We start from the raw sequence: 27,000 nt of genomic DNA, 5'->3' as shown, positions 1-27,000 counted from the left end.
TTATTTTTTGCAAACTTCGTGGGAATCCAATTTTCTAAAGTCGGCTATAACATCTATGAATCCCAAAATCATATAAACAGAATATAACCCAATAAAAGCAGTCAATATCAAAATAAACACAATAAGTTTACTGGACATATTACTCTTGCGTTTTAAATAAAACAGTGCAAGTGATATTCCATCTATCATGAACATAAAATGAAATACAATAGATGTTGAATCTATAAGATACTGTGCGCCTTCAAGGTTAAATTTAGCTAAAATCAATCCTACAATTAGAAATATTCCAATAAAAGTTCCAAATTTAGGACCTACATGTATGTTGGCAAACGGCTTTGCAGGAACAATATCATAATGTAATTTTCTAAGTATGCTATTGCCAATTAAGTAATTTAAATATCCATTGAAAACTGAAAATATGAACATAGTGCCAGGAATGATTCTCATTATGTATTGAGGTGTAATTTGTGATACAGTATTTTTTATATAATTTAACTCATCGCTTGGCAGCCCAAGCTCGGAATAAATACTTTTGTTTATATCTATAGATTGTTTTAATTGATTTAATATCATATCATTTATAAATCCATATATACTCTTGTTTGTCATAATTCCTATGTACATTAAAACAGATACGGCTGTACTAATAAAAACCGCTACTGAAAGCAACACAATAGTCGTAGTAAAATCCTTCTTATTTTTTGAGCAATATCCAAAAACAATTCCTGTAAGGCCCATAGTAACCGACATAACAACTGCAGAGACAGGATTATACAATATTGCCATGAGAACTGCACTTACACACACTGATATTAAAGCTGTCTTCAAATTTTGTCTTACATATAGAACTGCTATCGGTATCGGGAGTATAAAATTTGTAAATATCAAAAATGCAGGTATATACACACACATTAGCATAATTGTCACCACAAGTGCTATAGTCAATCCCGCTTCAATTATAGATCTAGTATTATAACTTTTATTTTGCATTTTTACCTCCGCTTATCTTTCTTTAATATGATTGTACAGTTTACTGAGGTCCTTCCCGCTTTTCTCAATTTTATCTTCTTCAATTATACCAGCCTTCAACTTTTTTTTCATTGTTTCATCCACCTCGGTATGTGAATACCCAAGCCTGTTTGCCAATAGATAAAGTATTATTATTGCCCCGGAAATACAGTCTAATACTGCATCATGAGCCACATTACTTCCCTTTGTAAGAAGTTTAAAAAAATCTCCTATTGTACATAGAAGATCCGCTTTTAATTCTTCTATTATTTTTACGTTTTGCATTATGTTTAAATATTCTTTTTTCATACGTATCATCCCCTTACAACTCTTATTATTATTTTAATAATTTATCATACTTTATGCAACAGAATGACATTTATTTATAATTTATTTAATATAATCCATTTTGCATTATAAATTATATCCAAATTTAAACTTATTATAAAAAACAAGGACCATCAGCATTCACACTAATGATCCAAATAAGTACTATATTATTCTGTAGTAAAAGGAAGCAGTGCTATATTTCTAGCTCTTTTTATAGCTTCAGTAAGCTCTCTCTGATGTTTGGCACAATTTCCCGAGATTCTTCTTGGTAAAATTTTTCCTCTTTCAGTAACATACTTTCTTAATTTGTTTATATCTTTATAATCTATAAACTCAGATTTATCCATACAAAATGCACATACTTTTCTCTTTGCTCTTCTCATTTTGCCTGAATTTCTTCTTCTATTGTCTCTATCATTTGGCATTAAATTCCCCTCCTTACCTTTATAAGACTAAAATGGTATATCCCCATCATCTATAGGAGTTATATCATCACCATAATCATCTTCATTAAGACCTGTATTAGTTCGTTGAGTATTTTCAAAATTACCTGTTTGAGATTGAGAAGGCATCGCATTATTGGTCATTCCCTGAGACTTGTCGCCCCATTCTAAAAACTGAATTTCATCTGCAATAACTTCAGTTGTATATCTTCTAGTACCGTCTTTAGCTTCATAACTTCCAGTTTGGATTCTACCGCCAATTCCTACAAGCTTACCCTTGCTCATATAATTTGCAGTTGACTCAGCTTGCTTACCCCATACTACGATTGGAATAAAATCTGCCTCTCTCTGTCCATCCTTCGCCTTGGAAAATCTTCTGTCAACGGCTAACGTAAAGGTGGTAACTGCTGTACCATTTCCCGGTGTAAATCTCAACTCAGGATCCTTAGTTAATCTTCCAATTAAAACAACCCTATTCAATCAAAACACCACCTATTTTTTCTCATCATTTACAATTATATGTCTAATGACATTATCTGTAATTCTGAATACTCTGTCTAATTCTTTAGGTAATTCAGGTTCTGCACTAAAGTTTATCAATGTATAATATCCTTCGTTAACTTTATTTATTTCATAAGCTAACTTTCTTTTTCCCCAGATATCAACATTGTCTACTACTCCACCTGCATTTTGTATTACATCTTTAAACTTTTCAACATTTGACTTAAATCCTTCTTCATCCAATGCTGGATTCAATATAAATATTGTTTCATATTTTCTCATTGGTTTTTCACCTCCTCCCCCTGGACTAACGGCTGTGATTTTACATTTCCACAGCAGGGATTACAATTTTTTATTTTATCATATAATTCATAATGAATCAATATTTTTTTCATGATCATTTGATTTTAGTATCTTTTTGACACTCTTTTCAAATTTATTTCTAGGAAGCATTACTATCCTTCCACACCCTAAACATTTTATTTTAATATCTGCCCCAAGTCTTATAATCTCCCAGCTGTTACTTCCACACGGATGTCCTTTTTTCATTTCAACTACATCGCCAATATAAAAAGATTTACTCATTATTAGTCCCCCTTTATAATTTTAACTTGTCTGCACGGCATCTTCACATCTTTTCTTTTGAGTTCATCAATAATTTTTTCTCTTAGTTTTACCTCAATGTCAAATTGTTTCATCGCCTTTGCTTTCCCTGAAATTCCTATGGTCACAGCATTGTCTTTAAATTCTATAATTCCCAAAACATCAGGTCCGTCAGTTATAAACTCATTCTCTTCTGAAAACTTCTTACATATGTCTGATACAATAGATAAAATTTCTTTTGAATCCTCATCGTATGCGATATCAAAATCTATGTAAAACTTCGTATCTCCTCTAGAATGATTTGTAATCTTCGTTATAAGCCCGTTAGGTATTATATGCAAATCCCCATTTAAATCTCTTATCTTGGTAACTCTAAGTTCAAGGCTTTGAACAATTCCACTTTTATCATCAATACTTATATAATCTCCAACAGAAAATTGATCCTCAAATAATATAAAGAAACCATTTATTATATCTTTAATCAAATTTTGGGCCCCCAACCCAAGTGCAACACCTCCGATTCCTGCAAAAGTAAGTCCAGTCATCCCAACTTTGGGCGATATAACTGAAATAATACCAAATATTCCAAAAAAGTATACACAATACTTTAATATACTTTTTAGTACTGCCCCAATTGTTTTTGCTTTCCTATCATTTAATGATATTTTAAAGTTTTTTTGCTTTTTAATATATCTATTTATAATCATATTGCCGATTTTAATAGTAATATACATAACAAGAAATATTAAAATCACTTTTATAAAATCGGAAATAAAATTATATATCTTTTCCTCTTCTATATACTTCCCTGCTATATCTAAAATTTTATTCAATCCATCTCTACTAAAAATAGACATTAAAATATAATTCATAAGTTTACCTGCCAATCAAATATTAATTAATTTGTATCCATCTTTGTCTCTAAAGTATACATTCTTAAACTCAAATTTATTTTTATTTATAAAATTTTTTACATCCTCAAGCTTGCTCTCCTCAAATCTTATACTTATTCCGCAACTTTGAGTTATATAAACCGGTGTGGGTACAATATCAACCTTTATCAACACCTGGCTATTAAAAAGTTCCTCGGCGCATATGGCATCATGTGTGTTTTTAAACGTAATTATATAATATTTTTTCATATTTTTATTTAAAGTCAACCTCCGTTATTTTTCCACATACTGTATACATGTTTATCATATTGAATTATAATATATAATAATTTAATATTAACTTTTTGCAATAGACAAAAAATAATATATATTATATACTTTATCATAACATAACTTTTCATAAATTATATTCAAATTTAAAATACTATCAACCATAAGCAATTAACATATTCTATAAGATAAGGTGGACACGTATTAAAAATGAATAATTTAATAGAAAAAATAGACAAATCACTACTTTTTTTTATTTTGTATACTTTTATATTCATAGTGTTTTTTAATACCTTGCAATATACGCTTCCTTTTGTTTTAGCTTTAATTTGTGCATTGATATTAAAAAGACCAACAATATATATATCAAAAAGATTCAAAATGAATACTTCTTTATCTTCTTTAATAACTACAATAGTGTTTTTCACCATACTATTGTTGATACTTGTATTTGGAATAATAAATGTCTCTCAGGAAAGCATACAATTTATCAAAAATACTCAAAACTATATTTCAACAAATTCACAAAACATAATGGACTCCTTTTATAAGTTGGAAAAATATTATAACAATCTGGACCCTTACATAATAAATACAATTGACAAAAATCTAACTAATTTTACAAATAATATACCAAAACTTGCAGTTTCTATTTCTGGTAAATTAATATCATATATAATAAACTTTGCATCAATAATTCCATATGCAATAATGGTAATCCTGTTTACACTGCTCTCTACATACTTTTTTACACGAGACTTTGTAAAAGTAAAAAACAAATTTCTAAACTTGATTCCTGAAAACAAAACAAGTAAATTATTATCAATATATCAGGAAACAAAAAAAATGCTTACGAATTACATGATATCCTATATGATAATAATTTTTATAACATTTATAGAAACATTTATAGTATTTTTGATATTCAAAGTTAAATACTCTCTTTTGTTAAGTATAATATGTGCACTAGCTGACATAATGCCTATACTTGGAATCGGAACCATTTATATACCACTAGCACTAATATACCTTCTTATATTTAAAAATTACGTTACTTTTGCAGGACTTGTAATCTCTTATGTAATTGTATCTGTAATCAGACAAATAATCGAGCCTAAAATCGTTTCATCTTCACTTGGGATACATCCGGTAGCTGTCCTTGCCTCCTTATTCATAGGTCTAAAGATAGCTGGACTTACAGGAATGATATTTTGTATTTTCCTCGTAGTATTCTACAATATATTGAGAAACGTAAAACTCCTATAAATAAGAATGCATAAAAAAACCTCCTGTGGTTATAATTCAAATCATAGGAGGTTTTTCATATAATGGAAAAGATAACTATAGATTCAAATTTAAAAAATTCAACATCAATCTTAAGAGATAAGTTAAGTAATATAATATATCCCATTACAAAATCAAACAAAACAATCATAATACTATGTATAGGTACTGACAGAGCTACCGGAGACAGTCTCGGCCCTTTAGTCGGAGAAAAATTAAAATTTTTGATAAGGGAGAATATCCGTGTATACGGTAATCTTGAATCACCTGTTCATGCAAAAAATCTTTCTAATACACTAAATGAAATAAACTCAAAATACAAAAACAATTACATAATAGCTGTAGATGCATGTTTGGGAAGCTTACAAAACATAGGTAAAATACTAATAGAAAAAAAGCCCCTTCATCCAGGTTCAGCTGTTAATAAAAATCTGCCTTCCGTAGGCGACCTCAGCATAACAGGTGTTGTAAACATGTCCGGTGCCATGGAATTCATGATACTTCAAAACACAAGACTATTTACAGTTATGCGTCTAGCAGATACAATATCCCATGGCATATATCATTCAATATTAAAAACAATAGGTGGAAGATCTATAAAAAATATTAAAGATACAAATATAGTAGAAAATATATAATCAATTTATTACACTGCTGCATATTCTGTTATTTAATATATACTCAATGTCATCTATTTTCTTGCTCCCACAATCTATAATTACAGTTTTGCTTAACTTTATATTACTATTTATATTAATTTTATTTAAGTCTCCATCTTTTAAGTTGCAAATAATTGCATCAACGTTGTTATTTTCCTCTGATATTACATCATATCCTCTTTTTTTTAATTCATTCCCTACTTCTTCTAACCTGCTTGAAACATAAATTTTCATATAAAAAAGACCTCCTATGGATATTATTCCTTCAAAGAGGTCTTTTATGTGAAAATTTAATTATATTCTTTTATTAATACATTCCTGCAATACTTGAGTTTCCTCTTCAGACAATTCATATCGAGACATACCTTTGTCTATTGGTTTTGCATATGTAGTACTTTCTGTCCTGCCATATATCCCAGTCAATACTATACCATTATTATTTCCATCAAGAAGTGCTATAGAAAAGCTCAAATCACTACCAACATCTTCAAACGCTCTATATCTTATAATAGAAAATTTTTGTATACATCTATTAAATTTTGAATTTAATTCGTCAAACTTTTCTCTCATAAAATCAGTTTCTTTTTTAGCTTCATCTATATTATCAAGATAACTCGTAATAAGGCTTTCAAGATTTTTATTATCTACCCCCCTCATAAATTTTCTATATCTTTTTTCCACCCTGTTTATCGATTTAAAAGCTATCATGCTAATTATAAATAGTATAACAACTAAAATAACAAGTACTCCCATAATATATGGTTGAAATTCCTGCATAAGTGTTAAAATATTTTGCAATGTATTTATCTCCTTCCGTCACAATGTTTCACGTGAAACACTTTATAATAAAAATTTATACGTTGAGAATATCCAATATTCTTTGCAGATCATCCTGTGAATAATATTCTATCTCAATTTTTCCTTTATTTTTTTTATCGTTCAATATTACTTTTGTGCCAAAAAAGTATTCTAATCTCTCTTCGACATCTCTGCAATAAGAATCTTTCTTCTTCTTATTTTTCATTTTTTCATTTTTATAGCCCAAATTAATATCTTTTATATATTTTTCAGTCTGCCTTACGTTAAATCCCTTTTCTATTATGTGTTTAGAAAAACTGTATTGTAAATCCTTGTCTTGCAAGCCTAGAAGTGCTCTTCCGTGGCCTTCTGTTATCAGCCCATCAATAATAAATTTTTGCACTCTTTCATCCAGGTTTATAAGCCTCATTGAATTAGCTATAGCTGTTCTGGACTTTCCAACCTTTTTCGATAATTCTTCCTGTTTTAATCCAAATCCATCAATCAATTTTCTATAGGCATTGGCTTCCTCTATAGGATTTAAGTCCTGTCTTTGTATGTTCTCTATAAGTGATATTTGAAGCACATCATTATCAGACAGCTCAGTCACTATTGCCGGTACCTCTTCCATATTTAAAACTCTAGCCGCTCTCCATCTTCTCTCTCCCGCAACTATAATATATTTATTTTTTACTTTATTCAATATTATAGGTTGTATTATTCCATGCTCTTTAATCGATTCAGCAAGCTGCAGAATACCCTTTTCATCAAAACTTTTTCGTGGTTGATCCTCATTTGCTAAAATGTCACCAATACTAACTTTTATTATATTATTAGACATTTCATCATCTTGCGAAATATCCTTAGGTATTAACGCTTCCAAACCTCTTCCAAGTCCATGCCTTTTATTCAAAAAATCACCTCTTTTGTCTTTTCAAAAATTCATTAGTCAAACTTTCATAAGCTTTAGCTCCCCTGCACTTATCATCATAAAGTGCTATAGGTAGTCCATAACTCGGCGCTTCAGCCAACCTAATATTTCTTGGTATAGTAGTTTTATAGACTTTATCTTTAAAGTATTTTTTTACTTCAGAAGATACTTGATTAGACAAATTCGTCCTTCCATCATACATACTCATCACAACACCCTCAACCTCCAATTCAGGATTAAGTGATTTTTTTACAAGATGAAGAGTATTTACAAGTTGTCCAACTCCTTCTAAAGCATAAAACTCACATTGAATTGGAATTAATACCGCATTTGAACATGTAAGAGCATTAATAGTAAGTATTCCTAATGATGGAGGACAGTCTATAAATACAAAATCAATCTTTTTATCCATCTTATCAAGTTTATCCTTCAATATGTTTTCTCTATTTTTTATATCAATTAATTCTACCTCTGCTCCTGCCAATTCCATAGTAGACGGTATTATGTAAAAATTATCAACCAGTTCGCACTTTTTCATTGCATATTCTATATTAGCATCAGAACAAAGTACATCATATATGGATTCAGAAATATTGTTTTTATCAAATCCAAGTCCACTTGTAGTGTTACCTTGCGGATCAATATCTATATTCAAAACACTATATCCCTTTATCGCTAAATATGTAGATATATTTATTCCTGTAGTAGTTTTCCCAACTCCACCTTTTTGATTAAATATAGAAATTACTTTCATATACTCACCACCTTTTATACGAAACTACGTCTAAATTTAATTATATATTTTTATAATAAATAATTAAAGACTTTTATTAGTTATATTTTAGTTAAAATTTAAATTGCCAGTTAAATAAATGTTTCACATGAAACATTTATTTAACTGGCAATTTATAAAACTCATTCTAAAATATCATTTTTTAGGAATAGTTATAGTTATCTGTATTTTATCTTCTAAATCCTTAGATGAATACTCGGCTTTCAGCCCATATTTATTAAATAATTGTTTAACCGTATTCACATAAACTCTCGGAGAAAATATTCCTTTTATCTTTTTCTTCTTTTTTCTCAATTTATTTGTATTTATCTTTTCCAATTCCTTTTCAATTAATACTTCAGTGTTTTTAACATTTAAAGATTTTTTAATAACCACTTTAAGCACTTTTTTCTGAAGATCAACCGTCGGCAATTTTAATAGTGCCCTTGCATGTCTTTCTGTAAGATTATTTTCAAGTATTATATATCTTACATCTTCATTTAACTTAAGAAGTCTAATTTTATTTGCAATAGTCGATTGCTTTTTTCCTATGGATTCAGCCAGTTTTTCTTGTGTATAAGAATGATTTTTTATAAGATTATAATACGCCTCTGCTTCCTCTAAAAAATTCAAGTTTTCTCTTTGAAGATTTTCAAGAAGCGCTATTGCAGCTGATTCTTCATCACTTATATCAACTATTATTGCAGGCACTTCTTTCATTCCAATTTTCTTAGCAGCTCTAAGCCTTCTCTCACCAGCTACCAGCTCATACCTACTTCCATCTGATTTTCTTACTGAAAGCGGCTGTACTATACCATATGCCTTTATTGACTTAGCTAATTCTTCAAGGCTTTCTTCATCAAAGTATTTTCTGGGTTGAGATAAATTAGGAAAAATTAAATCAACAGATATATAATTAATATTTTTTTGCATGATTACCCATCCTTCTTGTACTCCCTATTATTAACATTTCTTCATTGTGCTCTAAATTCCTTCTACTTTATTTAAGTTTCGTATGACAAATTAATACTTTTATTTTAAAGGTCTTTTTCCAACGATCCCTGCTCGCCTCGGGTATTTCAGCGGTGTGTTCTTTACCTTCTTTATTATAACTAAATTATGTTTAAACTCATCATCTTTTATCTCAATTATATCTTCAATCTTTCCTCCTAAAATATCAATAGCATTTTTGCTGCATTCAAGTTCAGCAGCAACTGAAGGACCCTTCATTGCTATAAAATAGCCTCCCACTTTAACAAATGGAACACAAAATTCACTTAAAACATTTAAACTGCCGACAGCCCTTGAAACCGCTGCATCAAACTTCTCTCTATAATCTTCCATTTTTCCAAAATCCTCAGCTCTACCATGAACTGAAAAAACATTATTTAATTTTAAATCAGTTACTACCTGATTTAAAAAATTTATACGTTTGGATAGTGAATCCAACAAAACCACTTTTGAATGATCCTGCATAACAGCTATAGGTATTCCCGGAAAACCTGCTCCCGTTCCAACATCAATTATACTATCAAAATTCTTAACAGATGAAAAGTTAAATATATTTATACTATCTATAAAATGTTTTTTTACTATTTGCTCGTCTTCATCTATGGAAGTAAGATTTATTTTTTTATTCCATATCTTAAGTAATTCTTTGTATTTCATAAACTTGTCACATTTATTTTCATCAAATGAGATTTTTAAATCATCACAACAATCTTTAAGCATATCAAAATAATCCATCACTAGTTTACCTCTATGTCTATTTTTTTCTTTTTTCCTTTTCCATATAAATCATCAATACCGATATATCCGCCGGAGAAACCCCCGATATTCTTGAAGCCTGACCTATATTGGCCGGTCGTACTTTTTTAAATTTTTGTATAGCCTCAATTCTAACCCCTTGTACTTGATCATAATCAATATTTTCAGGTATGGAACCACCTTCAAATTTTTTAAATTGAGCTATTTGCTCCATCTGTTTTTTAATATATCCTTCATATTTTGAAATAATATTTACTTCTTCTTGAACATCGAGATCAAGACTGTTTCTGTCCTCGTCCAAATCCTTCAACTTAAAATAATCAAGTTCCGGTCTTTTTATAAGCTCATATATACTCTCCGTCTTCTTTAACTCAGAAGATCCAACTGAATTCAAAAATTCAATCACACTTTTTTTAGGATTTATTCTAACATTCTTTATTCTATCTATTTCATCATAGATAGATTTCTTCCTTTCTAAAAATCTATCATATCTTTCATCACTAACAAGTCCAATTTCACGTCCGATTTCAGTTAATCTCAAGTCTGCATTATCCTGCCTCAATATCAATCTATATTCGGCTCGTGAAGTCATCATTCTATATGGCTCCTCCGTTCCTTTAGTAACCAGATCATCTATCAAAACACCGATATAAGCATCCGACCTTTTAAGAACAAGCGCCTCTCTTCCCTTGACTTTAAGTGCAGCATTGATGCCTGCAATTATTCCTTGTGCTGCAGCCTCCTCATAACCTGAACTTCCATTTAACTGTCCAGCTCCAAACAGACCGCCGATATTCTTAAATTCAAGCGAAAGCTTCAACTGAAGTGGATTTATACAATCATATTCAATTGCATAACCAGTTCTCAAAAATTCAACATTTTCAAGTCCCTCTATAGTTTTATACATTTCTATTTGAACATCCTCCGGCATTGAAGTTGACGCTCCATCTACATATAACTCTTCCGTATTTTCGCCTTCCGGTTCTATAAATATCTGATGCTTCTCTTTGTCAGGAAACCTAACCACCTTATCCTCAATAGATGGACAATATCTCGGACCAACAGACTTAATGGAGCCATTATAAAGGGGTGATCTATGAATATTTTTTCGTATTACATTCAATGTATCCTGCGTTGTATACGTTAAATAACATGGAATCTGCTCTCTCTCAAGATAATTGGTCATAAATGAAAAAGGTACTATGTTTTTATCTCCATCCTGCCTTACCATTTTTGAAAAATCCACACTTCTCCTGCTTACTCTAGCCGGCGTACCCGTTTTAAACCTTCTAAGCTGTATGCCAAGATCAATTAAACTTTGAGATAAATCATTTGCAGGCATAAATCCATTTGGTCCTGAACTATAGCTTACATCGCCGATTATAACCTTGCCTTTTAAATACGTACCTGTAGCTAAAACAACAGCCTTGGCTGAAAAACGCGCACCATTTTTAGTAATTACACCACATACCGAATTCTCTTCATCTGTGAGTATCTTTAATACCTCAAGCTGTCTTACAAATAAATTATTCTGGGATTCAATTACATGTTTCATCCTCTCAGAATATTTCTTTTTATCAGCTTGTGCCCTTAAAGAATGTACTGCCGGACCTTTTGATGTATTCAACATTCTAGATTGTATAAATGTATTATCAATATTTACTCCCATTTCGCCGCCAAGAGCATCTATTTCCCTAACCAAATGGCCTTTTGCTGTACCTCCAACATTAGGATTGCATGGCATAAAACCAATACTATCCAAATTCATAGTACATACCAAAGTTTTGCATCCCATCCTTGCCGATGCAAGTCCTGCCTCGCATCCTGCATGACCTGCACCTACGACAACAACATCATATTCTTCCGAAAAGTATTCCATCAGTTATACCTACTTCCCCAAACAAAATTTTGAAAATATTTTATTGATTATGTCCTCTTCAAGGGTATCTCCTGTAATTCTTCCAAGACTTGACCACGCATTTCTAAGATCAATAGATGCGAGATCAATAGCGCTAGTATTTTCAAGCGCACCAAGAGCATCCATACATCCGTTCTTTGCTTTAATTAGAGCTTCTTTATGCCTCATATTAGTTATTGTCAAATCGTCAATCTTAACCTCGCCATTAAAAAATAATTTTTTTATAGATGATTTTAAACTCTCCAAACCATAACCGGTCTTCAAAGACATATTTATAATACAACTCGAATTTAGACTATTAATCAAATTTAAATTTATTCTATTACCTAAATCGCTTTTATTCAATATAATAATATATTTTTTATTTTTTATATAGTCTATAATCTCAATATCTTCTTGATTCAAATCCCTACTTGCATCAATCATAAAAATTACTAAATTGGATTGATCTATTTTTTGTTTTGACCTTTCAACACCAATCTTTTCAACCCTATCTTCTGTATTTCTAATCCCAGCTGTATCAATAATCTTTACTGGAATTCCATCTACATTTACACATTCCTCTATAACATCCCTTGTAGTTCCAGGAACATTTGTAACTATGGATCTTTCTTCATTTACAAGTGCATTTAAAAGAGAGGATTTTCCAACATTAGGTTTTCCAACTATAACGGCTTTCAAACCATCTCTTATTATTTTCCCTTCATCCGCACTTGATATCATATCATTAATTTGTACTAATATATTAGATACATCGGAAGATACCTTTAACGCTGTGACGTCTTCAAGATCTTCCTCAGGATAATCGACAACAGCTTCAATATTTGCAATAATCTCAAGTAGTTTTTCCCTTAAAGGTTCTATTTTCTTTGAAATACTTCCTGTAGATTGTTTCAGTGCTGATTTCATCGATGTTTCAGTTTTAGCATTTATTATATCAATTACAGCTTCTGCCTGACTAAGATCAATTCTTCCATTTAAAAATGCTCTTTTTGTAAACTCGCCTGGTTCAGCAATCCTTGCTCCATTTTTTATAACTTCCTTCAAAACTCTATTTGTGCTTGTAATTCCGCCGTGACAATTTATTTCTACTACATCTTCTGAAGTATAACTTCTTGGAGCCTTCATAAAACTTACAAGAACTTCATCTATGAGTTCATCTTCCTCTTTGTCAAATATAAAACCATAACGCATAGAATATGGACTTATATCAATTAAGCTTCTACCATTTTTACCTTTAAATATACTACTCACTACCTGAAGTGAATTTTGACCGGAAATTCTTATAATAGATATGCCACTTTCACCTGGAGACGTAGCAATTGCTGCTATAGTATCAAATTCCTTCATTTTATATCAACCCCAATCAAAATAACTTTAATTCCATATTTAAATAAAAAGAAAGCCAAAATCAGGCTTTCTTTAAACTGACTACAACTCTCCTAAAAGGTTCCTGGCCTTCACTATAAGTATTTACATACCGATCATTTTGAAGTGAAGAATGAATAATTCTTCTTTCATATGGATTCATAGGCTCAAATTTAACTGTCTTCCGTGTCTTTTTAACTTTTTCAGCCACTCTCCTTGCAAGTCTCTTTAATGTTTCCTCTCTTTTAACCCTGTAATTTTCAGTGTCCAACAATACTCTTTTGTATTCCACATCATGATCTTTATTTACTACAAGACTTACAAGATATTGAATAGCATCTAAAGTTTCTCCTCTATATCCTATAATTATCCCCATATCTGATCCAGCCAAATTTACTTTTATAGTATTTTCCTCTTCTTTTATCCTAATTTCCGCTTTTATATTCATGCAATTCAAAATACTTCTTACAAAAACTCGTACATCTTCTACATAATCTCTTTTTACCTTAACTCTTATCTTTGCCGGTCTAGATCCTATCAAATTCAAAAATCCCTTACTGCCTGAATCCAAAACTTCAACCTCAACCTTATCTTTATCTACTTTCAACTCTAATAGGGCATTATCCAAAGCATTATCTACTGTTTTTCCGGTTGCCTCCAAAACCTTCATACTGTAATTTGTCACCCCCTCCAGACTTTAACTATCAACTCTTCTCTCCTCTACTTTCTTAATTACAAAGTTCTGTCCAAGTTGAATTAAATTGCTGACTACCCAATAAAGAACCAATGCCGATTTTAACTTCCAGCTTATAAAAATCATAAATCCGCCCATGGCTATATTCATCTTTTTAGTCTGATCCGCCTGCGGATTATTATCGCCTGAAGGCATTATAATCCATCCTGCAAATGCAGAGGTCACTCCAGACAATATAGCAAGAACTATATCCGGTTTTCCTAAATCTTTTATCCACAAAAACGAAATGCCATTTATCCCACTGAGATGATTAAAAACATAATAAAGCGCTATAAGTATAGGCCACTGAATCAAGAGAGGCAGACAACCACTAAAAGGACTTGCACCTTTATCTTTATATAGCTTCATCATTTCCTGTTGAAGTTTTTGAGGATCATTCTTATATTTATCCTGTAACTTTTTTATCTCAGGCTGAATTTTGTTCATTACAAGTGAAGATCTAATCTGCTTTACACCCAATGGAAGTATAAGCACCCTTATTATTAAAGTCATTAATATTATTGTTAAACCATAAGATAAATTCTGGTTTGGTATTACAGAAATAACCATTTGATGCAAATACTCAAAAAAATGGACAAAAGCATTATTTAGATATTTCATATTAACCTCCTAGTAATTTATTTAACTGGATCATATCCACCTTTACAGAAAGGATTACATCTTATTATCCTTTTTACAGACATAATACCACCCTTAAATGCCCCGTATTTTTCCAAAGCTTCAATTGCATATTCCGAACACGTCGGATAAAATCTGCAAGACGGCTTTTTTAATGGTGATATATACTTTCTATAAATTTTTATTAAATAAATTAATATTTGTTTCATTACTTATACAACCCTGCTTTTTTCACCAAATTTATAACACTATTATCTATATCACTATACTTTTTATCATTAGATAAATTTCTAGCTATAAAAATCAAATCATATCCAGTTTTTATATTGCAGCAATTTAGCCTAAAGCTCTCTTTAATAAATCTTTTGATTCTATTTCTTACAACACTCTTGCCAACTTTTTTACTTACAGATATACCTAATCTATTGAAATCCTTTTTGTTTCTGTATGTATAAAGCACCAACAATTTATTAGAAAAAGATCTACCTCTTTTATAAACAACTCTAAATTCTGCATTCTTCCTTAATCTATAAATCATTATAGTTGTACTCCTCTTTTTCTGCATTGCAGAAAAAGGCCACAAAAGCGGCCCTTATGCTGATAATCTTTTTCTACCTTTTTGTCTTCTTCTCTTAAGAATATTTCTTCCAGACAAAGTTCTCATTCTTTTTCTAAAACCATGTTCTCTCTTTCTCTGTTTCTTTTTTGGCTGATAGGTCATCCACATAATATAACATAACTGCTTCAAAAAATTCTAAGCAGTACTACCTCCCTTCTACAATCTTATTTATCATGATTTACTTTAATTGCAACTATATATAAATCATTAGTTATTTTACAAAATAAGCTAAAGCGTATCATGCTTTATTAAATTTTAAAGATTTACTATTAAATTATATATTCACCATCTTACAATGTCAATATAATTAGAACTATAAAAATTTGTCAACATAATTATATATTAAATAATAACACAATAATTTATAAATTTAGGCGTTACTTCATATAAATACGTAAGTTTGTGGATTTTTCTTTCACAAACTTACGTATTTTTGTGGATAATTTCTTGAATAGGTATGTCTATTTTGATATTATTAATAGAGGATTGTGTATAACTTGGTTATCAACATACTTATCCACAGTTGTGGATAAGTATGTTGATAACATGTTTAATATTTTAACTATATTTTATGTAATCTATAATATTAAGCCATATTCAACTTGTTAATATTGTTAATTACATTAAATTATCTTTGTTAATAACCATATAAAATTAAAAGATATATACATTATTATAAACATGTGAATACTTTATAAACATATGGAAATTAATTATAATAACCTGTTAATATTTCTGTTTATATTCTGTGATTTCTAATTATCTAAGACTGGAGGATACATAATGAATGCCTACTTACAAGATTTATGGGATAAAGCTTTAACCATTATAAAAAATGGACTTACTGAAGTAAGTTTTAATACATGGATTAAAAGTATTACTCCAATATCAATAGAAAAAAACATTCTAAAATTAAGTGTCCCAAATGACTTAACCAGGGGCGTTCTAAGTAATAAGTACACTGAACAAATAACACGAGCTTTAAAAATTCTCACATCCAAGAACTATACAATAGAATTTTTAATATCCGAAGAGCAACAAAAAATGCCTTTAGACAAAGACAAAAATCCATCTACAAAATCATTAAAACAAAACAACAATTTATCCGCCATGTTGAATCCAAAATATACCTTTAATTCTTTTGTTGTAGGGAACAGTAATCGATTTGCACACGCTGCATCTCTCGCTGTAGCAGAATCGCCTGCTAAAGCATATAATCCTCTATTTATATATGGTGGAGTTGGTCTCGGCAAGACACATTTAATGCACGCCATAGGCCATTATATACTAAAAAGCAATCCTTCATCAAAAGTAGTTTATGTGTCATCCGAAAAATTTACAAACGAACTCGTAAATTCAATAAAAGATGATAAAAATGTCGAATTTAGAAATAAATATCGAAATGTAGACGTACTTCTTATAGATGATATTCAATTCATTGCTGGAAAGGAACGAACTCAGGAAGAATTTTTTCATACCTTTAATTCATTATATGAAGCAAACAAACAGATTATTCTGTCAAGCGATCGTCCACCAAAAGAAATATCAACTTTAGAAGATAGATTGATATCCAGATTTGAGTGGGGACTTATAGCAGATATACAACCACCTGATTTTGAAACTAGAATTGCCATTTTAAAAAAGAAAGCCGATGTAGAAAAACTAAATATTCCAAATGACGTCATGGTTTACATCGCAACTAAAATAAAATCAAACATACGAGAACTTGAAGGAGCACTTATAAGAATTGTGGCCTTTTCATCTTTAACAAACAAGGAAATAAGTATAGATCTGGCAGTAGAAGCACTAAAAGATATAATATCAAGCAAACAGTCAAAACAAATAACTATAGGTCTTATACAAGAAGTTGTTGCAAACTACTACAACCTTAAAATAGATGATTTTAAATCTGCAAGACGTACTAGAAATGTTGCATTTCCAAGACAAATAGCAATGTATCTAAGTAGAAAATTAACTGATATGTCTCTTCCTAAAATAGGAGAGGAATTTGGAGGACGAGATCATACTACCGTAATACATGCATATGAAAAAATATCTGGAAATTTAAAAGTAGATGAAAGTCTTCAAAATGCAGTAAAAGAACTCACAAAACGAATAAATCAAAAGTAACTATAAACATATGTGTATAATTTATTGTTTTACAATTGTGGATAAAATTAATCCTTTTATTTTTTACCTATTTTTGTGGATAAAATCATTTTTTTGAGATTATTTATCCACAATTATTTTTCCTATTTTTTTGTTACATATCAACGATAAAATGCGTTATCAACATATCCACAAGCCCTACTACTATTACTACTAAGAATATTTATCTAATTATCTATTCTTTAAAGATCTACTAAGGAGGATATAATGAAATTTAAATGTAAAAAAACGGAACTTCAAAATGCAATATTTACAGCTCAAAAAGCTATAACTGGACGATCTTCAATGCCTATTTTAAATGGAGTACTCATAGAAACAAATACTGACACTCTTGTATTAACCGGATCAGATATAGATTTAAGCATAAAAACGAAAATAAAAGTTGATGTTTTGGAAGAAGGATCCATTGTAATAAATGCAAGATTATTCGGAGAGATAATACGAAGACTTCCCAATGACGAAGTTCTTGTAGAGACTACAGAAAATGGATCTACAAGAATATTGTGTGAGAAATCAAATTTCAATGTAATAAATATGAATTCTGAAGATTTTCCGGAATTACCTAAAATAAATGAAAATATGATGCTTTCAATTCCTGAAAACATACTAAAAAAAATGATAAAAGAAACTATTTTCGCAACAGCTCAGGATGAAACAAGACCTATACTTACAGGAATATTATTTGAGATAAAAGACAAAAAAATCAATTTAGTTGCTCTGGATGGATTCAGACTTGCTCTAAGATCTGAAAATTTGCAGCATCAAGATGATATAAGTGCAGTTATTCCTGGAAAAACTTTAAATGAAATTTCTAAAATACTTGGAGATGGAGAAAAAAATGTTGATATAACTTTTACTCCAAATCATATACTTTTCAATCTGGGAAACACAAAAATAATATCACGACTTCTTGAGGGCGAATTTATAAAATATAATTCAATAATTCCAGAAGAATTTACGACAGAAGTTACAGCAAAAAGAAATGAACTTTTGAATTGTATTGAGAGAGCATCTTTAATGGCTAAAGACAGCAATACAAATTTGATAAAATTAACTATAGAAGATAATCGTATAATCATAACATCAAATTCTCAATTAGGAATGGTGAAAGAAGAAGCGGAAGTAATTTTGCAAGGAGAGGAATTACAAATTGCATTTAATTCAAAATATCTTATGGATGTGTTGAAAATCATGGAAGAAGATGAAGTTAAACTTGAATTTACAAGTAATGTAAGTCCATGTATTATAACAAATACAGAAAAGAATAATTGTACGTATCTTGTACTTCCAGTAAGATTACTAAATTAAAAATAAAAATGAATATATTGGAGATAATAGAAAATGAAAGAAGTAAAAATTAATACTGATTTTATAAAATTGGATTCTTTTTTGAAATGGTGTGGTGCAGTTTCACTTGGTTCAGAAGCTAAATTCTATATAAAATCTGGAAAAGTTATTTTAAATGGTGAAGTTGAAACGAGAAGAGGGAAAAAAATATACAAAGGTGATATTGTTGAATTTGAAAATGCTTCGTATAAAGTAGTATAGTGAGGTATTAATCAATTGTGCAATAGTCATATTGTGATATAATTAAAAATAGGTGTTTTTTATGTATATAAAATATTTACAGCTTGTAAACTTCAGAAATTATAGGGAATTGGCTGTTGAATTAAATGAAAATACAAATATTTTCATAGGGGATAATGCTCAAGGTAAAACTAATATACTCGAAGGTATGTATTACTGCAGTATAGGAAAATCATTCAGAACTAGTAAAGACAAGGAATTAATAAATTGGAATGGGAAAGAAGCTTATATAAAGTCGTATATCGTAAAAGATGGTTTGGATAAAAAGATAGAGATAAAAATTTTTAAGGAAGGCAGGAAGGGTGTAAATATAAATTCTATAAGAATAAATAAGTTATCTGATCTTGTAGGAGTTTTTAATGTAGTAATGTTTTCACCCGAAGATTTAAAAATTATAAAAGAATCGCCTTCATTCAGAAGAAAATTTTTGGATATGGAACTTTGTAAAATAAGCAGGAAATACTATTTTAATCTAGTACAGTATAATAAAGTTTTAGCTCAAAGAAACACTCTTTTAAGAAAAGAAAATAAGATACAAGATGGTATTTTTGATGTTTATGATGCCCAACTTTCCAAATATGGCAGTAATATTATAGCTTTTAGAAATGATTATATAAGGCAGCTGAATAAAAAAGGCAAGTCAATCCATTGTGATATAACTTCAGGTATTGAAAAAATAGATATAAAGTATATCACTTCAGTGAAAGATCTAAATAATATTTATCAAAATTTGTTGGATGCTTTTGCAAGGCACAGAAAAGTTGATCTTGATAGGAGAACTACATCCTGCGGACCTCACAGGGATGATTTTAATGTAAGTATAAATGGAATAGATGTAAGAAATTACGGATCACAGGGCCAACAAAGAACGTCCGTTCTTACTATTAAATTTGCATCTCTTGAAATAATAAAAGATATAACAGGAGAATATCCTGTGCTTCTTCTCGACGATGTTTTATCGGAATTAGACGAAAATAGACAAAAATATATATTAAATTCCATAGAAAAAATTCAAACAGTTATAACATGTACGGGAATAGAAAATATAAAAAAATATATTAATAATAAAAATCAAATGTTTAAAGTTAGAAATGGTGCCATAATTAAAATTTAATAACCGCGAAAGGGGAATTTTCATGTTTTTGCATCTCGGTGAGAATGTAGTTGTGCCTATAAAAGATATAATTGGTATATTTGATGTTGAAACTTCGATGTATAGTTCGGACACAATTCAATTTTTAAGGATGGCTGAAGAAGATGGTTTTGTTCAGAGAATTACAAAAGATAAACCTAAATCATTTATTATTGCAGAAGTAAATAAAAAAAGCAGAATTTATTTATCTCCAATATCTTCATCAACACTTACGAAAAGATCAGAATCTATATATTATGAATCTTAAAAGATAGGAGGATATAAATGCCAAAAGATAATAAACAAACTTACGATGAAAGTCAGATACAGGTACTGGAAGGACTGGAGGCTGTTAGAAAAAGGCCTGGAATGTATATTGGAAGTACAAGTTCAATAGGTCTTCACCATTTGGTATATGAAATAGTTGACAACAGTATAGATGAAGCGTTGGCAGGATATTGCAGCATGATAAACATTACTATACATAGTGATAATGCAATAACTGTTTCAGATAATGGTAGGGGTATGCCTGTAGGAATGCATCCCAAGATGAAAAAACCTACAGTTGAAGTAATAATGACAATACTTCACGCCGGTGGAAAGTTTGGCGGAGGTGGATATAAGGTTTCCGGAGGACTTCATGGAGTTGGAGCTTCTGTTGTAAATGCTTTATCTAAGGAATGCCATGTTGAAGTAAAAAGAGATGGACATATATGGAAACAGTCTTTTGAAAAAGGTAAACCTGTAACTGGACTTGAAATTATAGGTGATAGTGATGATCATGGAACTAAAACATATTTCAAACCGGATAGTAAAATATTTGATGAATTGGAATATGATTACGATACCTTGGCAAATAGGATAAGAGAACTTGCTTTTTTAAATAAGGGAATAATGATAAATATTGAGGATGAAAGAACAGGTAAAAAAGAGCAGTTTCATTATGAAGGCGGTATAAACTCATTTGTAAAGTATCTTAATAGAAATAAACAGACTATTCAAAGAGAACCCATATATCTTGAAGGCAACAAGGAAGATTATTATCTTGAAATTGCAATTCAATATAACAATGGATACTCAGAAAATATTTTTGCATTTGCAAATAATATAGATACTGTAGAGGGAGGAACTCACCTTGCAGGTTTTAAATCTGCTCTTACAAGAGTATTTAATGATTATGCACGAAAATTGGGTGTGCTTAAAGAAAATGATAAAAATTTGTCTGGTGAGGATATAAGAGAAGGTCTTACTGCTGTCATATCTATAAAATTAACCAATCCTCAGTTTGAAGGACAGACGAAGACGAAGCTTGGAAATAGTGAAGTTCGTGGAATTGTAGACAGCATAGTTGGAGAATCTGTAGGAAACTATCTTGAAGAAAATCCACAAATAGCAAAAACCATATTAAGTAAATCTCTGATGGCATCAAGAGCCAGGGAAGCGGCAAGAAAAGCCAGAGAAATAACAAGACGTAAATCAGTTCTTGAAAATACCTCTCTTCCAGGAAAACTTTCAGATTGTTCATCAAAGGATCCTTCCGAATGTGAGATATATCTTGTAGAAGGTGATTCTGCAGGAGGTTCGGCAAAACAAGGAAGAGATAGAAAATTTCAGGCAATACTCCCACTGAGGGGAAAAATAATGAATGTTGAAAAACAAAGACTTGATAAAATACTTGGATATGAGGAAATAAGAGCTATGATAACTGCCTTCGGCGGTGGTATTGGAAAAGACTTTGATGTTTCAAAAATAAGATATTATAAAATAATAATAATGACGGATGCTGATGTTGATGGTGCTCATATAAGGACTCTGCTTCTAACTTTCTTCTATAGATATATGAAATCATTGATAGAAGAAGGCCATGTTTATATAGCACAACCTCCTCTCTACAGGGTAATTAAAAATAGAAAGGAAAGATATGCATATTCAGATAGAGAACTTGAAGTGATTCTGAATGAAGTTGGAGGCAAAGACAAGAGTGTAAATATACAAAGATATAAAGGTCTTGGAGAAATGGATTCGACTCAGCTTTGGGATACTACTATGAATCCTGAAACCAGAACTCTTCTAAGAGTGGATATAGAAGATGCTATGATTGCGGATGAAATGTTTACTATACTCATGGGAGACAAAGTGGAACCTCGTAAAAATTTCATAATAGAAAATGCCAAGAAAGTAGTAAACTTAGATATATAGTAGAGAGGTGTAGTTCATGTTTGATGAAGGAAAAATTTTACCGGTAGATATAAGCAGTGAAATGAAAAAATGTTATATAGATTATGCAATGAGTGTCATTGTAGGCCGTGCACTTCCAGATGTACGAGATGGATTGAAGCCGGTTCATAAAAGAATACTTTATTCAATGTATGAGTTGGGATTGACTCCGGATAAAGGGTACAGGAAATGTGCAAGAATTGTTGGAGATGTCCTCGGTAAATATCATCCTCATGGTGATTCTGCTGTATATGATGCACTTGTAAGAATGGCACAGGATTTTTCAATCAGATATACACTTGTAGACGGACATGGAAATTTTGGTTCCGTTGATGGAGACAGTGCAGCTGCAATGAGATATACCGAGGCAAGAATGAGTAAAATAGCGCTTGAGATGCTTAGGGATATAAATAAAAACACAGTAGATTTTGTACCAAATTTTGATGGAGAAGAGAAGGAACCTTCAGTGCTTCCGTCAAGGTTTCCAAATCTTCTTGTCAATGGATCGGCGGGCATAGCGGTTGGTATGGCTACAAATATACCTCCGCACAATTTAATAGAAGTTATAGATGGAGTAATAACAATTATAGATAATCCAACTGCGGATATAGAGGATATTATGGCTTCAATAAAGGGTCCTGATTTTCCAACTGCAGGTATAATAATTGGGACTTCCGGCATAAAAGATGCATATGAAACTGGAAGAGGCAAAATAATTGTAAGAGCAAAAGCTGAAATAGAAGAAGAAAACAATAGAGACAGAATAGTAGTAACTGAACTTCCTTATCAGGTAAATAAAGCCAGACTTATAGAGAGTATGGCGGAACTTGTAAAAGATAAGAAAATCAATGGAATATCGGATATAAGAGATGAATCTGACAGGGAAGGTATGAGAGTTGTAATAGAACTTAAACGTGATGCAAATTCCAATGTAGTATTGAATCAGCTTTACAAGCACACTAAAATGCAGGATACTTTTGGGATTATAATGCTTGCTCTTGTAGATAATGTACCGCGTATACTTAATTTGAAAGAAATACTTGGATATTATCTTGATTTTCAAAAAGAAGTAATAAGAAGAAGAACCAAGTTTGATTTAGATAAAGCTATGGCACGTGCACATATTCTTGAGGGACTTAGAATAGCACTTGATCATATTGATGAGGTTATTACTTTAATCAGATCTTCAAAGACGGCAGAGCAGGCAAGAAATGGATTGATGAGTAAGTTTGGACTTTCAGAGAGGCAGGCACAGGCAATTCTTGACATGAGACTTCAGAGGCTTACAGGACTTGAAAGAGAAAAGATTGAGAATGAATACAGTGAAATTACAAAAACTATAAATTATCTCAAAGAAGTACTTTCAGATGAACAATTATTGCTTGGAATAATAAAAGATGAGCTTGTAGAGATAAAAAATAAATATGGTGATGAGAGAAGAACTGAAATTCAGTTAAGCAGTGATGATATAGATATAGAAGATTTGATTCCAGAGCAGGATGTAATAATAACACTTACTCATTCGGGATACATAAAAAGAATTTCTGCAGATACGTATTCTTCACAAAGAAGAGGCGGCAAAGGAATACAGGCAATGTCAACAAAGGAAGACGATTTTGTAGAACATATTTTTATGAGTTCCACTCACAGTCATATACTTTTCTTTACAAACAAAGGAAAAGTATATAAATTAAAGGGCTACGAAATTCCGGAAGCAGGAAGAACAGCCAGAGGCAGCAATTTAGTAAATCTGATACCTATAGAAAAAGGTGAGAAGATTGAAGCGGTTATAACATTCAAGGAATTTGATGAAGATAATTATTTTGTAATGGGTACTAGAAATGGTATTATCAAAAAGACACAAATAAGCAAATATGCGTCTATAAGGAAGAATGGACTGAATGCTATAAGTCTCAGAGACGGAGATGAACTTGTAGGAGTGCGTATGACTACAGGCAATAGTGAGGTGCTTGTATTTACAAAGAATGGCTATGCAATAAAGTTTAGCGAAAAAGATGTAAGAGCTATGGGAAGAATTGCATCTGGAGTAAAGGCAATTACTTTAAGGGAAGATGACATGGTTGTCACAATGGATATTGTGGACCAGGATGCAGATGTACTTGTTATAAGTGAAAATGGTTTTGGAAAAAGAACCCCAACTTCTGAGTATACTATTCACAGAAGGGGAGGAAAAGGCATGATTACTTATAAAATAACTGATAAGACTGGTCCTATAGTCGGGGCAAGAATAGTGAAAGATGGAGACGAAGTCATGCTTATAAACAGCAGCAATGTTGCTATAAGGCTTAATGCATCGGATATATCTACAACAAGTAGAAATGCCATGGGTGTAACTCTTATGAAAACTGAAGATGAACAAAAAGTTGTTGCAATAGCAAAAATAGACTGTAGTGATGAAATTGACAAGGAAAATATATAATTTTTAAACTAAGCAACCAATCGGTAGGATTTTTAGTAGCTGATTGGTTGCTTTTTTATTGGAAATTTAACATAATATAAAATATTTTTTATAAAAGTGTTGACATGCTGTTGATATGATGATATTATATAAAAGTCGCAGGAAATGCGGCGGACATTAATAAATAAAGTATTGACAAAAAGAAATTAGGATGATATACTTTAAAAGCTGTCTCAGAGAAGACGGCGGGAATGATCCTTGAAAATTAAACAGAGTAAAAAGCAAGCAGAAACTTGAAGAAACAAACCAGCAATTCTTTTGAAATAAACAGTAATGAGCAGAAAGAACTTTTAATATGAGAGTTTGATCCTGGCTCAGGACGAACGCTGGCGGCGTGCCTAACACATGCAAGTCGAGCGAGAGAGTCCCTTCGGGGACAATCTAGCGGCGGACGGGTGAGTAACACGTGGGTAACCTGCCTCAAAGAGGGGGATAGCCTCCCGAAAGGGAGATTAATACCGCATAAGACCTGGATTCACATGGATCCGGGATGAAAGGAGAAATCCGCTTTGAGATGGACCCGCGGCGCATTAGCTAGTTGGTGGGGTAAAGGCCTACCAAGGCAGCGATGCGTAGCCGACCTGAGAGGGTGATCGGCCACATTGGAACTGAGAGACGGTCCAGACTCCTACGGGAGGCAGCAGTGGGGAATATTGCACAATGGGCGAAAGCCTGATGCAGCAACGCCGCGTGAGTGATGAAGGTTTTCGGATCGTAAAGCTCTGTCTTCTGGGAAGATAATGACGGTACCAGAGGAGGAAGCCACGGCTAACTACGTGCCAGCAGCCGCGGTAATACGTAGGTGGCGAGCGTTGTCCGGATTTACTGGGCGTAAAGGGTGCGTAGGCGGATGTTTAAGTGAGATGTGAAATACCCGGGCTTAACCCGGGGGCTGCATTTCAAACTGGACATCTGGAGTGCAGGAGAGGAGAATGGAATTCCTAGTGTAGCGGTGAAATGCGTAGAGATTAGGAAGAACACCAGTGGCGAAGGCGATTCTCTGGACTGTAACTGACGCTGAGGCACGAAAGCGTGGGTAGCAAACAGGATTAGATACCCTGGTAGTCCACGCCGTAAACGATGAGTACTAGGTGTAGGAGGTATCGACCCCTTCTGTGCCGCAGTTAACACATTAAGTACTCCGCCTGGGAAGTACGATCGCAAGATTAAAACTCAAAGGAATTGACGGGGGCCCGCACAAGCAGCGGAGCATGTGGTTTAATTCGAAGCAACGCGAAGAACCTTACCTGGACTTGACATCCCCTGCATAGCCTGGAGACAGGCGAAGCCCTTCGGGGCAGGGAGACAGGTGGTGCATGGTTGTCGTCAGCTCGTGTCGTGAGATGTTAGGTTAAGTCCTGCAACGAGCGCAACCCTTGTTGTTAGTTGCTAACATGTAAAGATGAGCACTCTAACGAGACTGCCGCGGTTAACGCGGAGGAAGGTGGGGATGACGTCAAATCATCATGCCCCTTATGTCCAGGGCGACACACGTGCTACAATGGGCAGAACAGAGAGATGCGAAACCGCGAGGTGGAGCCAAACTAGAAAACTGCCCTCAGTTCGGATTGCAGGCTGAAACCCGCCTGCATGAAGTTGGAGTTGCTAGTAATCGCGAATCAGAATGTCGCGGTGAATACGTTCCCGGGCCTTGTACACACCGCCCGTCACACCATGAGAGCTGGCAACACCCGAAGTCCGCAGTCTAACGTAAGAGGACGCGGCCGAAGGTGGGGTTAGTGATTGGGGTGAAGTCGTAACAAGGTAGCCGTAGGAGAACCTGCGGCTGGATCACCTCCTTTCTAGGGAGAACAGGGATGGAGACATCCTATAAATTGATGGTTTACAAGTGAAGCGAGCTGCGCTCTGTTTAATTTTGA

At 32.2% G+C, this 27,000-nt stretch carries 30 protein-coding genes and 1 rRNA gene; 10 read left to right on the top strand and 21 right to left on the bottom strand.

Translation table 11 applies throughout. From position 1 onward, the window contains the following. The 8 genes from AC4CVH_RS12890 to AC4CVH_RS12855 all read right to left on the bottom strand — a co-directional run bounded on the left by AC4CVH_RS12890 (position 1) and on the right by AC4CVH_RS12855 (position 4,045). The gene (locus AC4CVH_RS12890; protein ID WP_490788151.1) at positions 1-990 is read right to left on the bottom strand and encodes a YybS family protein; all 990 of its coding nucleotides are present in this window, start codon (positions 988-990) and stop codon (positions 1-3) included. 12 nt (positions 991-1,002) lie between these two features. After that, positions 1,003-1,317 (bottom strand): MazG-like family protein, encoded by a 315-nt coding sequence (locus AC4CVH_RS12885; protein WP_490788150.1) that lies wholly within the window; start codon positions 1,315-1,317, stop codon positions 1,003-1,005. Positions 1,318-1,505: 188 nt separating this feature from the next. Next, positions 1,506-1,763 carry a 30S ribosomal protein S18 gene (rpsR, locus tag AC4CVH_RS12880; protein WP_490788149.1) on the bottom strand — a complete coding sequence of 86 codons (258 nt, stop codon included), beginning with the start codon at positions 1,761-1,763 and terminating at the stop codon, positions 1,506-1,508. Positions 1,764-1,790: 27 nt separating this feature from the next. Next, complete coding sequence (locus AC4CVH_RS12875) at positions 1,791-2,261, bottom strand: single-stranded DNA-binding protein (protein ID WP_490788148.1); 471 nt, start codon at positions 2,259-2,261, stop codon at positions 1,791-1,793. Between the two features lie 12 nt (positions 2,262-2,273). Continuing rightward, the gene (rpsF, locus tag AC4CVH_RS12870; protein WP_490788147.1) at positions 2,274-2,564 is read right to left on the bottom strand and encodes a 30S ribosomal protein S6; all 291 of its coding nucleotides are present in this window, start codon (positions 2,562-2,564) and stop codon (positions 2,274-2,276) included. A gap of 87 nt (positions 2,565-2,651) precedes the next feature. Then, complete coding sequence (locus AC4CVH_RS12865; RefSeq protein ID WP_490788146.1) at positions 2,652-2,867, bottom strand: DUF951 domain-containing protein; 216 nt, start codon at positions 2,865-2,867, stop codon at positions 2,652-2,654. A 2-nt stretch (positions 2,868-2,869) separates the two neighbouring features. After that, on the bottom strand, positions 2,870-3,757 hold the full coding sequence (locus AC4CVH_RS12860) for a mechanosensitive ion channel family protein (protein ID WP_490788145.1): 888 nt from the start codon (positions 3,755-3,757) through the stop codon (positions 2,870-2,872). Positions 3,758-3,772: 15 nt separating this feature from the next. After that, entirely contained in the window at positions 3,773-4,045 is a 273-nt protein-coding gene (locus AC4CVH_RS12855; protein WP_490788144.1) for a putative Se/S carrier protein, read from the bottom strand. 213 nt (positions 4,046-4,258) lie between these two features. Here AC4CVH_RS12855 and ytvI point away from each other — a divergent pair, with 213 nt between their 5' ends. Further along, a complete protein-coding gene (gene ytvI, locus AC4CVH_RS12850) occupies positions 4,259-5,314 on the top strand; it encodes a sporulation integral membrane protein YtvI (protein WP_490788143.1) in 1,056 nt (351 codons plus the stop codon). Positions 5,315-5,373: 59 nt separating this feature from the next. Beyond that, positions 5,374-5,970: a spore protease YyaC gene (yyaC, locus tag AC4CVH_RS12845; RefSeq protein WP_490788216.1), complete on the top strand. Its 597-nt coding sequence runs from the start codon at positions 5,374-5,376 to the stop codon at positions 5,968-5,970. On the opposite strand, the gene AC4CVH_RS12840 is transcribed toward yyaC, so the two are convergent. The 13 genes from AC4CVH_RS12840 to rpmH form a co-directional block, all read right to left on the bottom strand. Beyond that, on the bottom strand, positions 5,971-6,225 hold the full coding sequence (locus AC4CVH_RS12840; protein ID WP_490788142.1) for a YkuS family protein: 255 nt from the start codon (positions 6,223-6,225) through the stop codon (positions 5,971-5,973). It lies immediately after the preceding gene. Between the two features lie 60 nt (positions 6,226-6,285). Next, entirely contained in the window at positions 6,286-6,789 is a 504-nt protein-coding gene (locus AC4CVH_RS12835) for a DUF4446 family protein (RefSeq protein ID WP_490788141.1), read from the bottom strand. 55 nt (positions 6,790-6,844) lie between these two features. Further along, entirely contained in the window at positions 6,845-7,702 is an 858-nt protein-coding gene (locus tag AC4CVH_RS12830; protein WP_490788140.1) for a ParB/RepB/Spo0J family partition protein, read from the bottom strand. Between the two features lie 4 nt (positions 7,703-7,706). After that, positions 7,707-8,474 (bottom strand): ParA family protein, encoded by a 768-nt coding sequence (locus tag AC4CVH_RS12825; RefSeq protein WP_490788139.1) that lies wholly within the window; start codon positions 8,472-8,474, stop codon positions 7,707-7,709. Between the two features lie 174 nt (positions 8,475-8,648). Beyond that, the gene (gene noc, locus AC4CVH_RS12820; RefSeq protein WP_490788138.1) at positions 8,649-9,425 is read right to left on the bottom strand and encodes a nucleoid occlusion protein; all 777 of its coding nucleotides are present in this window, start codon (positions 9,423-9,425) and stop codon (positions 8,649-8,651) included. Positions 9,426-9,524: 99 nt separating this feature from the next. Beyond that, complete coding sequence (gene rsmG / locus AC4CVH_RS12815; protein ID WP_490788137.1) at positions 9,525-10,238, bottom strand: 16S rRNA (guanine(527)-N(7))-methyltransferase RsmG; 714 nt, start codon at positions 10,236-10,238, stop codon at positions 9,525-9,527. Between the two features lie 19 nt (positions 10,239-10,257). Continuing rightward, complete coding sequence (gene mnmG / locus AC4CVH_RS12810) at positions 10,258-12,138, bottom strand: tRNA uridine-5-carboxymethylaminomethyl(34) synthesis enzyme MnmG (protein ID WP_490788136.1); 1,881 nt, start codon at positions 12,136-12,138, stop codon at positions 10,258-10,260. 9 nt (positions 12,139-12,147) lie between these two features. After that, positions 12,148-13,527 carry a tRNA uridine-5-carboxymethylaminomethyl(34) synthesis GTPase MnmE gene (gene mnmE, locus AC4CVH_RS12805; protein ID WP_490788135.1) on the bottom strand — a complete coding sequence of 460 codons (1,380 nt, stop codon included), beginning with the start codon at positions 13,525-13,527 and terminating at the stop codon, positions 12,148-12,150. 61 nt (positions 13,528-13,588) lie between these two features. Further along, positions 13,589-14,215: an RNA-binding cell elongation regulator Jag/EloR gene (jag, locus tag AC4CVH_RS12800; RefSeq protein ID WP_490788134.1), complete on the bottom strand. Its 627-nt coding sequence runs from the start codon at positions 14,213-14,215 to the stop codon at positions 13,589-13,591. A gap of 27 nt (positions 14,216-14,242) precedes the next feature. Then, a complete protein-coding gene (locus AC4CVH_RS12795) occupies positions 14,243-14,899 on the bottom strand; it encodes a membrane protein insertase YidC (protein ID WP_490788133.1) in 657 nt (218 codons plus the stop codon). Positions 14,900-14,916: 17 nt separating this feature from the next. After that, positions 14,917-15,126 (bottom strand): membrane protein insertion efficiency factor YidD, encoded by a 210-nt coding sequence (yidD, locus tag AC4CVH_RS12790; protein WP_490788132.1) that lies wholly within the window; start codon positions 15,124-15,126, stop codon positions 14,917-14,919. Beyond that, complete coding sequence (gene rnpA, locus AC4CVH_RS12785; RefSeq protein ID WP_490788131.1) at positions 15,126-15,455, bottom strand: ribonuclease P protein component; 330 nt, start codon at positions 15,453-15,455, stop codon at positions 15,126-15,128. The genes yidD and rnpA overlap by 1 nt, the downstream gene beginning before the upstream one ends. Positions 15,456-15,509: 54 nt before the next feature. Beyond that, positions 15,510-15,644, bottom strand: coding sequence for a 50S ribosomal protein L34 (gene rpmH, locus AC4CVH_RS12780; protein WP_490788130.1), 135 nt, complete (start codon positions 15,642-15,644; stop codon positions 15,510-15,512). Positions 15,645-16,319: 675 nt separating this feature from the next. Here rpmH and dnaA point away from each other — a divergent pair. The 8 genes from dnaA to AC4CVH_RS12740 all read left to right on the top strand — a co-directional run bounded on the left by dnaA (position 16,320) and on the right by AC4CVH_RS12740 (position 26,922). Then, positions 16,320-17,666: a chromosomal replication initiator protein DnaA gene (dnaA, locus tag AC4CVH_RS12775; RefSeq protein ID WP_490788129.1), complete on the top strand. Its 1,347-nt coding sequence runs from the start codon at positions 16,320-16,322 to the stop codon at positions 17,664-17,666. A 246-nt stretch (positions 17,667-17,912) separates the two neighbouring features. After that, complete coding sequence (dnaN, locus tag AC4CVH_RS12770) at positions 17,913-19,013, top strand: DNA polymerase III subunit beta (protein WP_490788128.1); 1,101 nt, start codon at positions 17,913-17,915, stop codon at positions 19,011-19,013. A gap of 33 nt (positions 19,014-19,046) precedes the next feature. Further along, entirely contained in the window at positions 19,047-19,253 is a 207-nt protein-coding gene (yaaA, locus tag AC4CVH_RS12765; RefSeq protein ID WP_490788127.1) for a S4 domain-containing protein YaaA, read from the top strand. A gap of 61 nt (positions 19,254-19,314) precedes the next feature. After that, the gene (recF, locus tag AC4CVH_RS12760) at positions 19,315-20,406 is read left to right on the top strand and encodes a DNA replication/repair protein RecF (RefSeq protein WP_490788126.1); all 1,092 of its coding nucleotides are present in this window, start codon (positions 19,315-19,317) and stop codon (positions 20,404-20,406) included. 22 nt (positions 20,407-20,428) lie between these two features. Beyond that, positions 20,429-20,692: an extracellular matrix regulator RemB gene (gene remB / locus AC4CVH_RS12755; RefSeq protein WP_490788125.1), complete on the top strand. Its 264-nt coding sequence runs from the start codon at positions 20,429-20,431 to the stop codon at positions 20,690-20,692. Positions 20,693-20,709: 17 nt separating this feature from the next. Then, entirely contained in the window at positions 20,710-22,623 is a 1,914-nt protein-coding gene (gene gyrB, locus AC4CVH_RS12750) for a DNA topoisomerase (ATP-hydrolyzing) subunit B (protein ID WP_490788124.1), read from the top strand. Positions 22,624-22,639: 16 nt separating this feature from the next. Then, positions 22,640-25,081 (top strand): DNA gyrase subunit A, encoded by a 2,442-nt coding sequence (gene gyrA / locus AC4CVH_RS12745; RefSeq protein WP_490788123.1) that lies wholly within the window; start codon positions 22,640-22,642, stop codon positions 25,079-25,081. Between the two features lie 330 nt (positions 25,082-25,411). Continuing rightward, positions 25,412-26,922: ribosomal RNA gene (locus AC4CVH_RS12740) — 16S ribosomal RNA — on the top strand. Positions 26,923-27,000: the final 78 nt, after the last annotated feature.

Source organism: Clostridium pabulibutyricum, assembly GCF_058242705.1.
Note: the sequence above shows the minus strand (reverse complement) of the source record. Positions and strands in the feature narration are given on the sequence as shown.

What these genes read in the sequence shown, in the direction of transcription:
- recF (WP_490788126.1), top strand. Translation starts at nt 19,315, where the DNA reads ATGTATATAAAATATTTACAGCTTGTAAACTTCAGAAATTATAGGGAA.
- ytvI (WP_490788143.1), top strand. Translation starts at nt 4,259, where the DNA reads ATGAATAATTTAATAGAAAAAATAGACAAATCACTACTTTTTTTTATT.
- dnaN (WP_490788128.1), top strand. Translation starts at nt 17,913, where the DNA reads ATGAAATTTAAATGTAAAAAAACGGAACTTCAAAATGCAATATTTACA.
- yaaA (WP_490788127.1), top strand. Translation starts at nt 19,047, where the DNA reads ATGAAAGAAGTAAAAATTAATACTGATTTTATAAAATTGGATTCTTTT.
- jag (WP_490788134.1), bottom strand. Translation starts at nt 14,215, where the DNA reads ATGAAGGTTTTGGAGGCAACCGGAAAAACAGTAGATAATGCTTTGGAT.
- yidD (WP_490788132.1), bottom strand. Translation starts at nt 15,126, where the DNA reads ATGAAACAAATATTAATTTATTTAATAAAAATTTATAGAAAGTATATA.
- AC4CVH_RS12890 (WP_490788151.1), bottom strand. Translation starts at nt 990, where the DNA reads ATGCAAAATAAAAGTTATAATACTAGATCTATAATTGAAGCGGGATTG.
- gyrA (WP_490788123.1), top strand. Translation starts at nt 22,640, where the DNA reads ATGTTTGATGAAGGAAAAATTTTACCGGTAGATATAAGCAGTGAAATG.
- mnmE (WP_490788135.1), bottom strand. Translation starts at nt 13,527, where the DNA reads ATGAAGGAATTTGATACTATAGCAGCAATTGCTACGTCTCCAGGTGAA.
- AC4CVH_RS12825 (WP_490788139.1), bottom strand. Translation starts at nt 8,474, where the DNA reads ATGAAAGTAATTTCTATATTTAATCAAAAAGGTGGAGTTGGGAAAACT.
- remB (WP_490788125.1), top strand. Translation starts at nt 20,429, where the DNA reads ATGTTTTTGCATCTCGGTGAGAATGTAGTTGTGCCTATAAAAGATATA.
- AC4CVH_RS12840 (WP_490788142.1), bottom strand. Translation starts at nt 6,225, where the DNA reads ATGAAAATTTATGTTTCAAGCAGGTTAGAAGAAGTAGGGAATGAATTA.
- rpmH (WP_490788130.1), bottom strand. Translation starts at nt 15,644, where the DNA reads ATGTGGATGACCTATCAGCCAAAAAAGAAACAGAGAAAGAGAGAACAT.
- rnpA (WP_490788131.1), bottom strand. Translation starts at nt 15,455, where the DNA reads ATGATTTATAGATTAAGGAAGAATGCAGAATTTAGAGTTGTTTATAAA.
- dnaA (WP_490788129.1), top strand. Translation starts at nt 16,320, where the DNA reads ATGAATGCCTACTTACAAGATTTATGGGATAAAGCTTTAACCATTATA.
- rpsR (WP_490788149.1), bottom strand. Translation starts at nt 1,763, where the DNA reads ATGCCAAATGATAGAGACAATAGAAGAAGAAATTCAGGCAAAATGAGA.
- AC4CVH_RS12795 (WP_490788133.1), bottom strand. Translation starts at nt 14,899, where the DNA reads ATGAAATATCTAAATAATGCTTTTGTCCATTTTTTTGAGTATTTGCAT.
- AC4CVH_RS12865 (WP_490788146.1), bottom strand. Translation starts at nt 2,867, where the DNA reads ATGAGTAAATCTTTTTATATTGGCGATGTAGTTGAAATGAAAAAAGGA.
- rsmG (WP_490788137.1), bottom strand. Translation starts at nt 10,238, where the DNA reads ATGGATTATTTTGATATGCTTAAAGATTGTTGTGATGATTTAAAAATC.
- gyrB (WP_490788124.1), top strand. Translation starts at nt 20,710, where the DNA reads ATGCCAAAAGATAATAAACAAACTTACGATGAAAGTCAGATACAGGTA.
- mnmG (WP_490788136.1), bottom strand. Translation starts at nt 12,138, where the DNA reads ATGGAATACTTTTCGGAAGAATATGATGTTGTTGTCGTAGGTGCAGGT.
- AC4CVH_RS12885 (WP_490788150.1), bottom strand. Translation starts at nt 1,317, where the DNA reads ATGAAAAAAGAATATTTAAACATAATGCAAAACGTAAAAATAATAGAA.
- AC4CVH_RS12860 (WP_490788145.1), bottom strand. Translation starts at nt 3,757, where the DNA reads ATGAATTATATTTTAATGTCTATTTTTAGTAGAGATGGATTGAATAAA.
- noc (WP_490788138.1), bottom strand. Translation starts at nt 9,425, where the DNA reads ATGCAAAAAAATATTAATTATATATCTGTTGATTTAATTTTTCCTAAT.
- rpsF (WP_490788147.1), bottom strand. Translation starts at nt 2,564, where the DNA reads ATGAGAAAATATGAAACAATATTTATATTGAATCCAGCATTGGATGAA.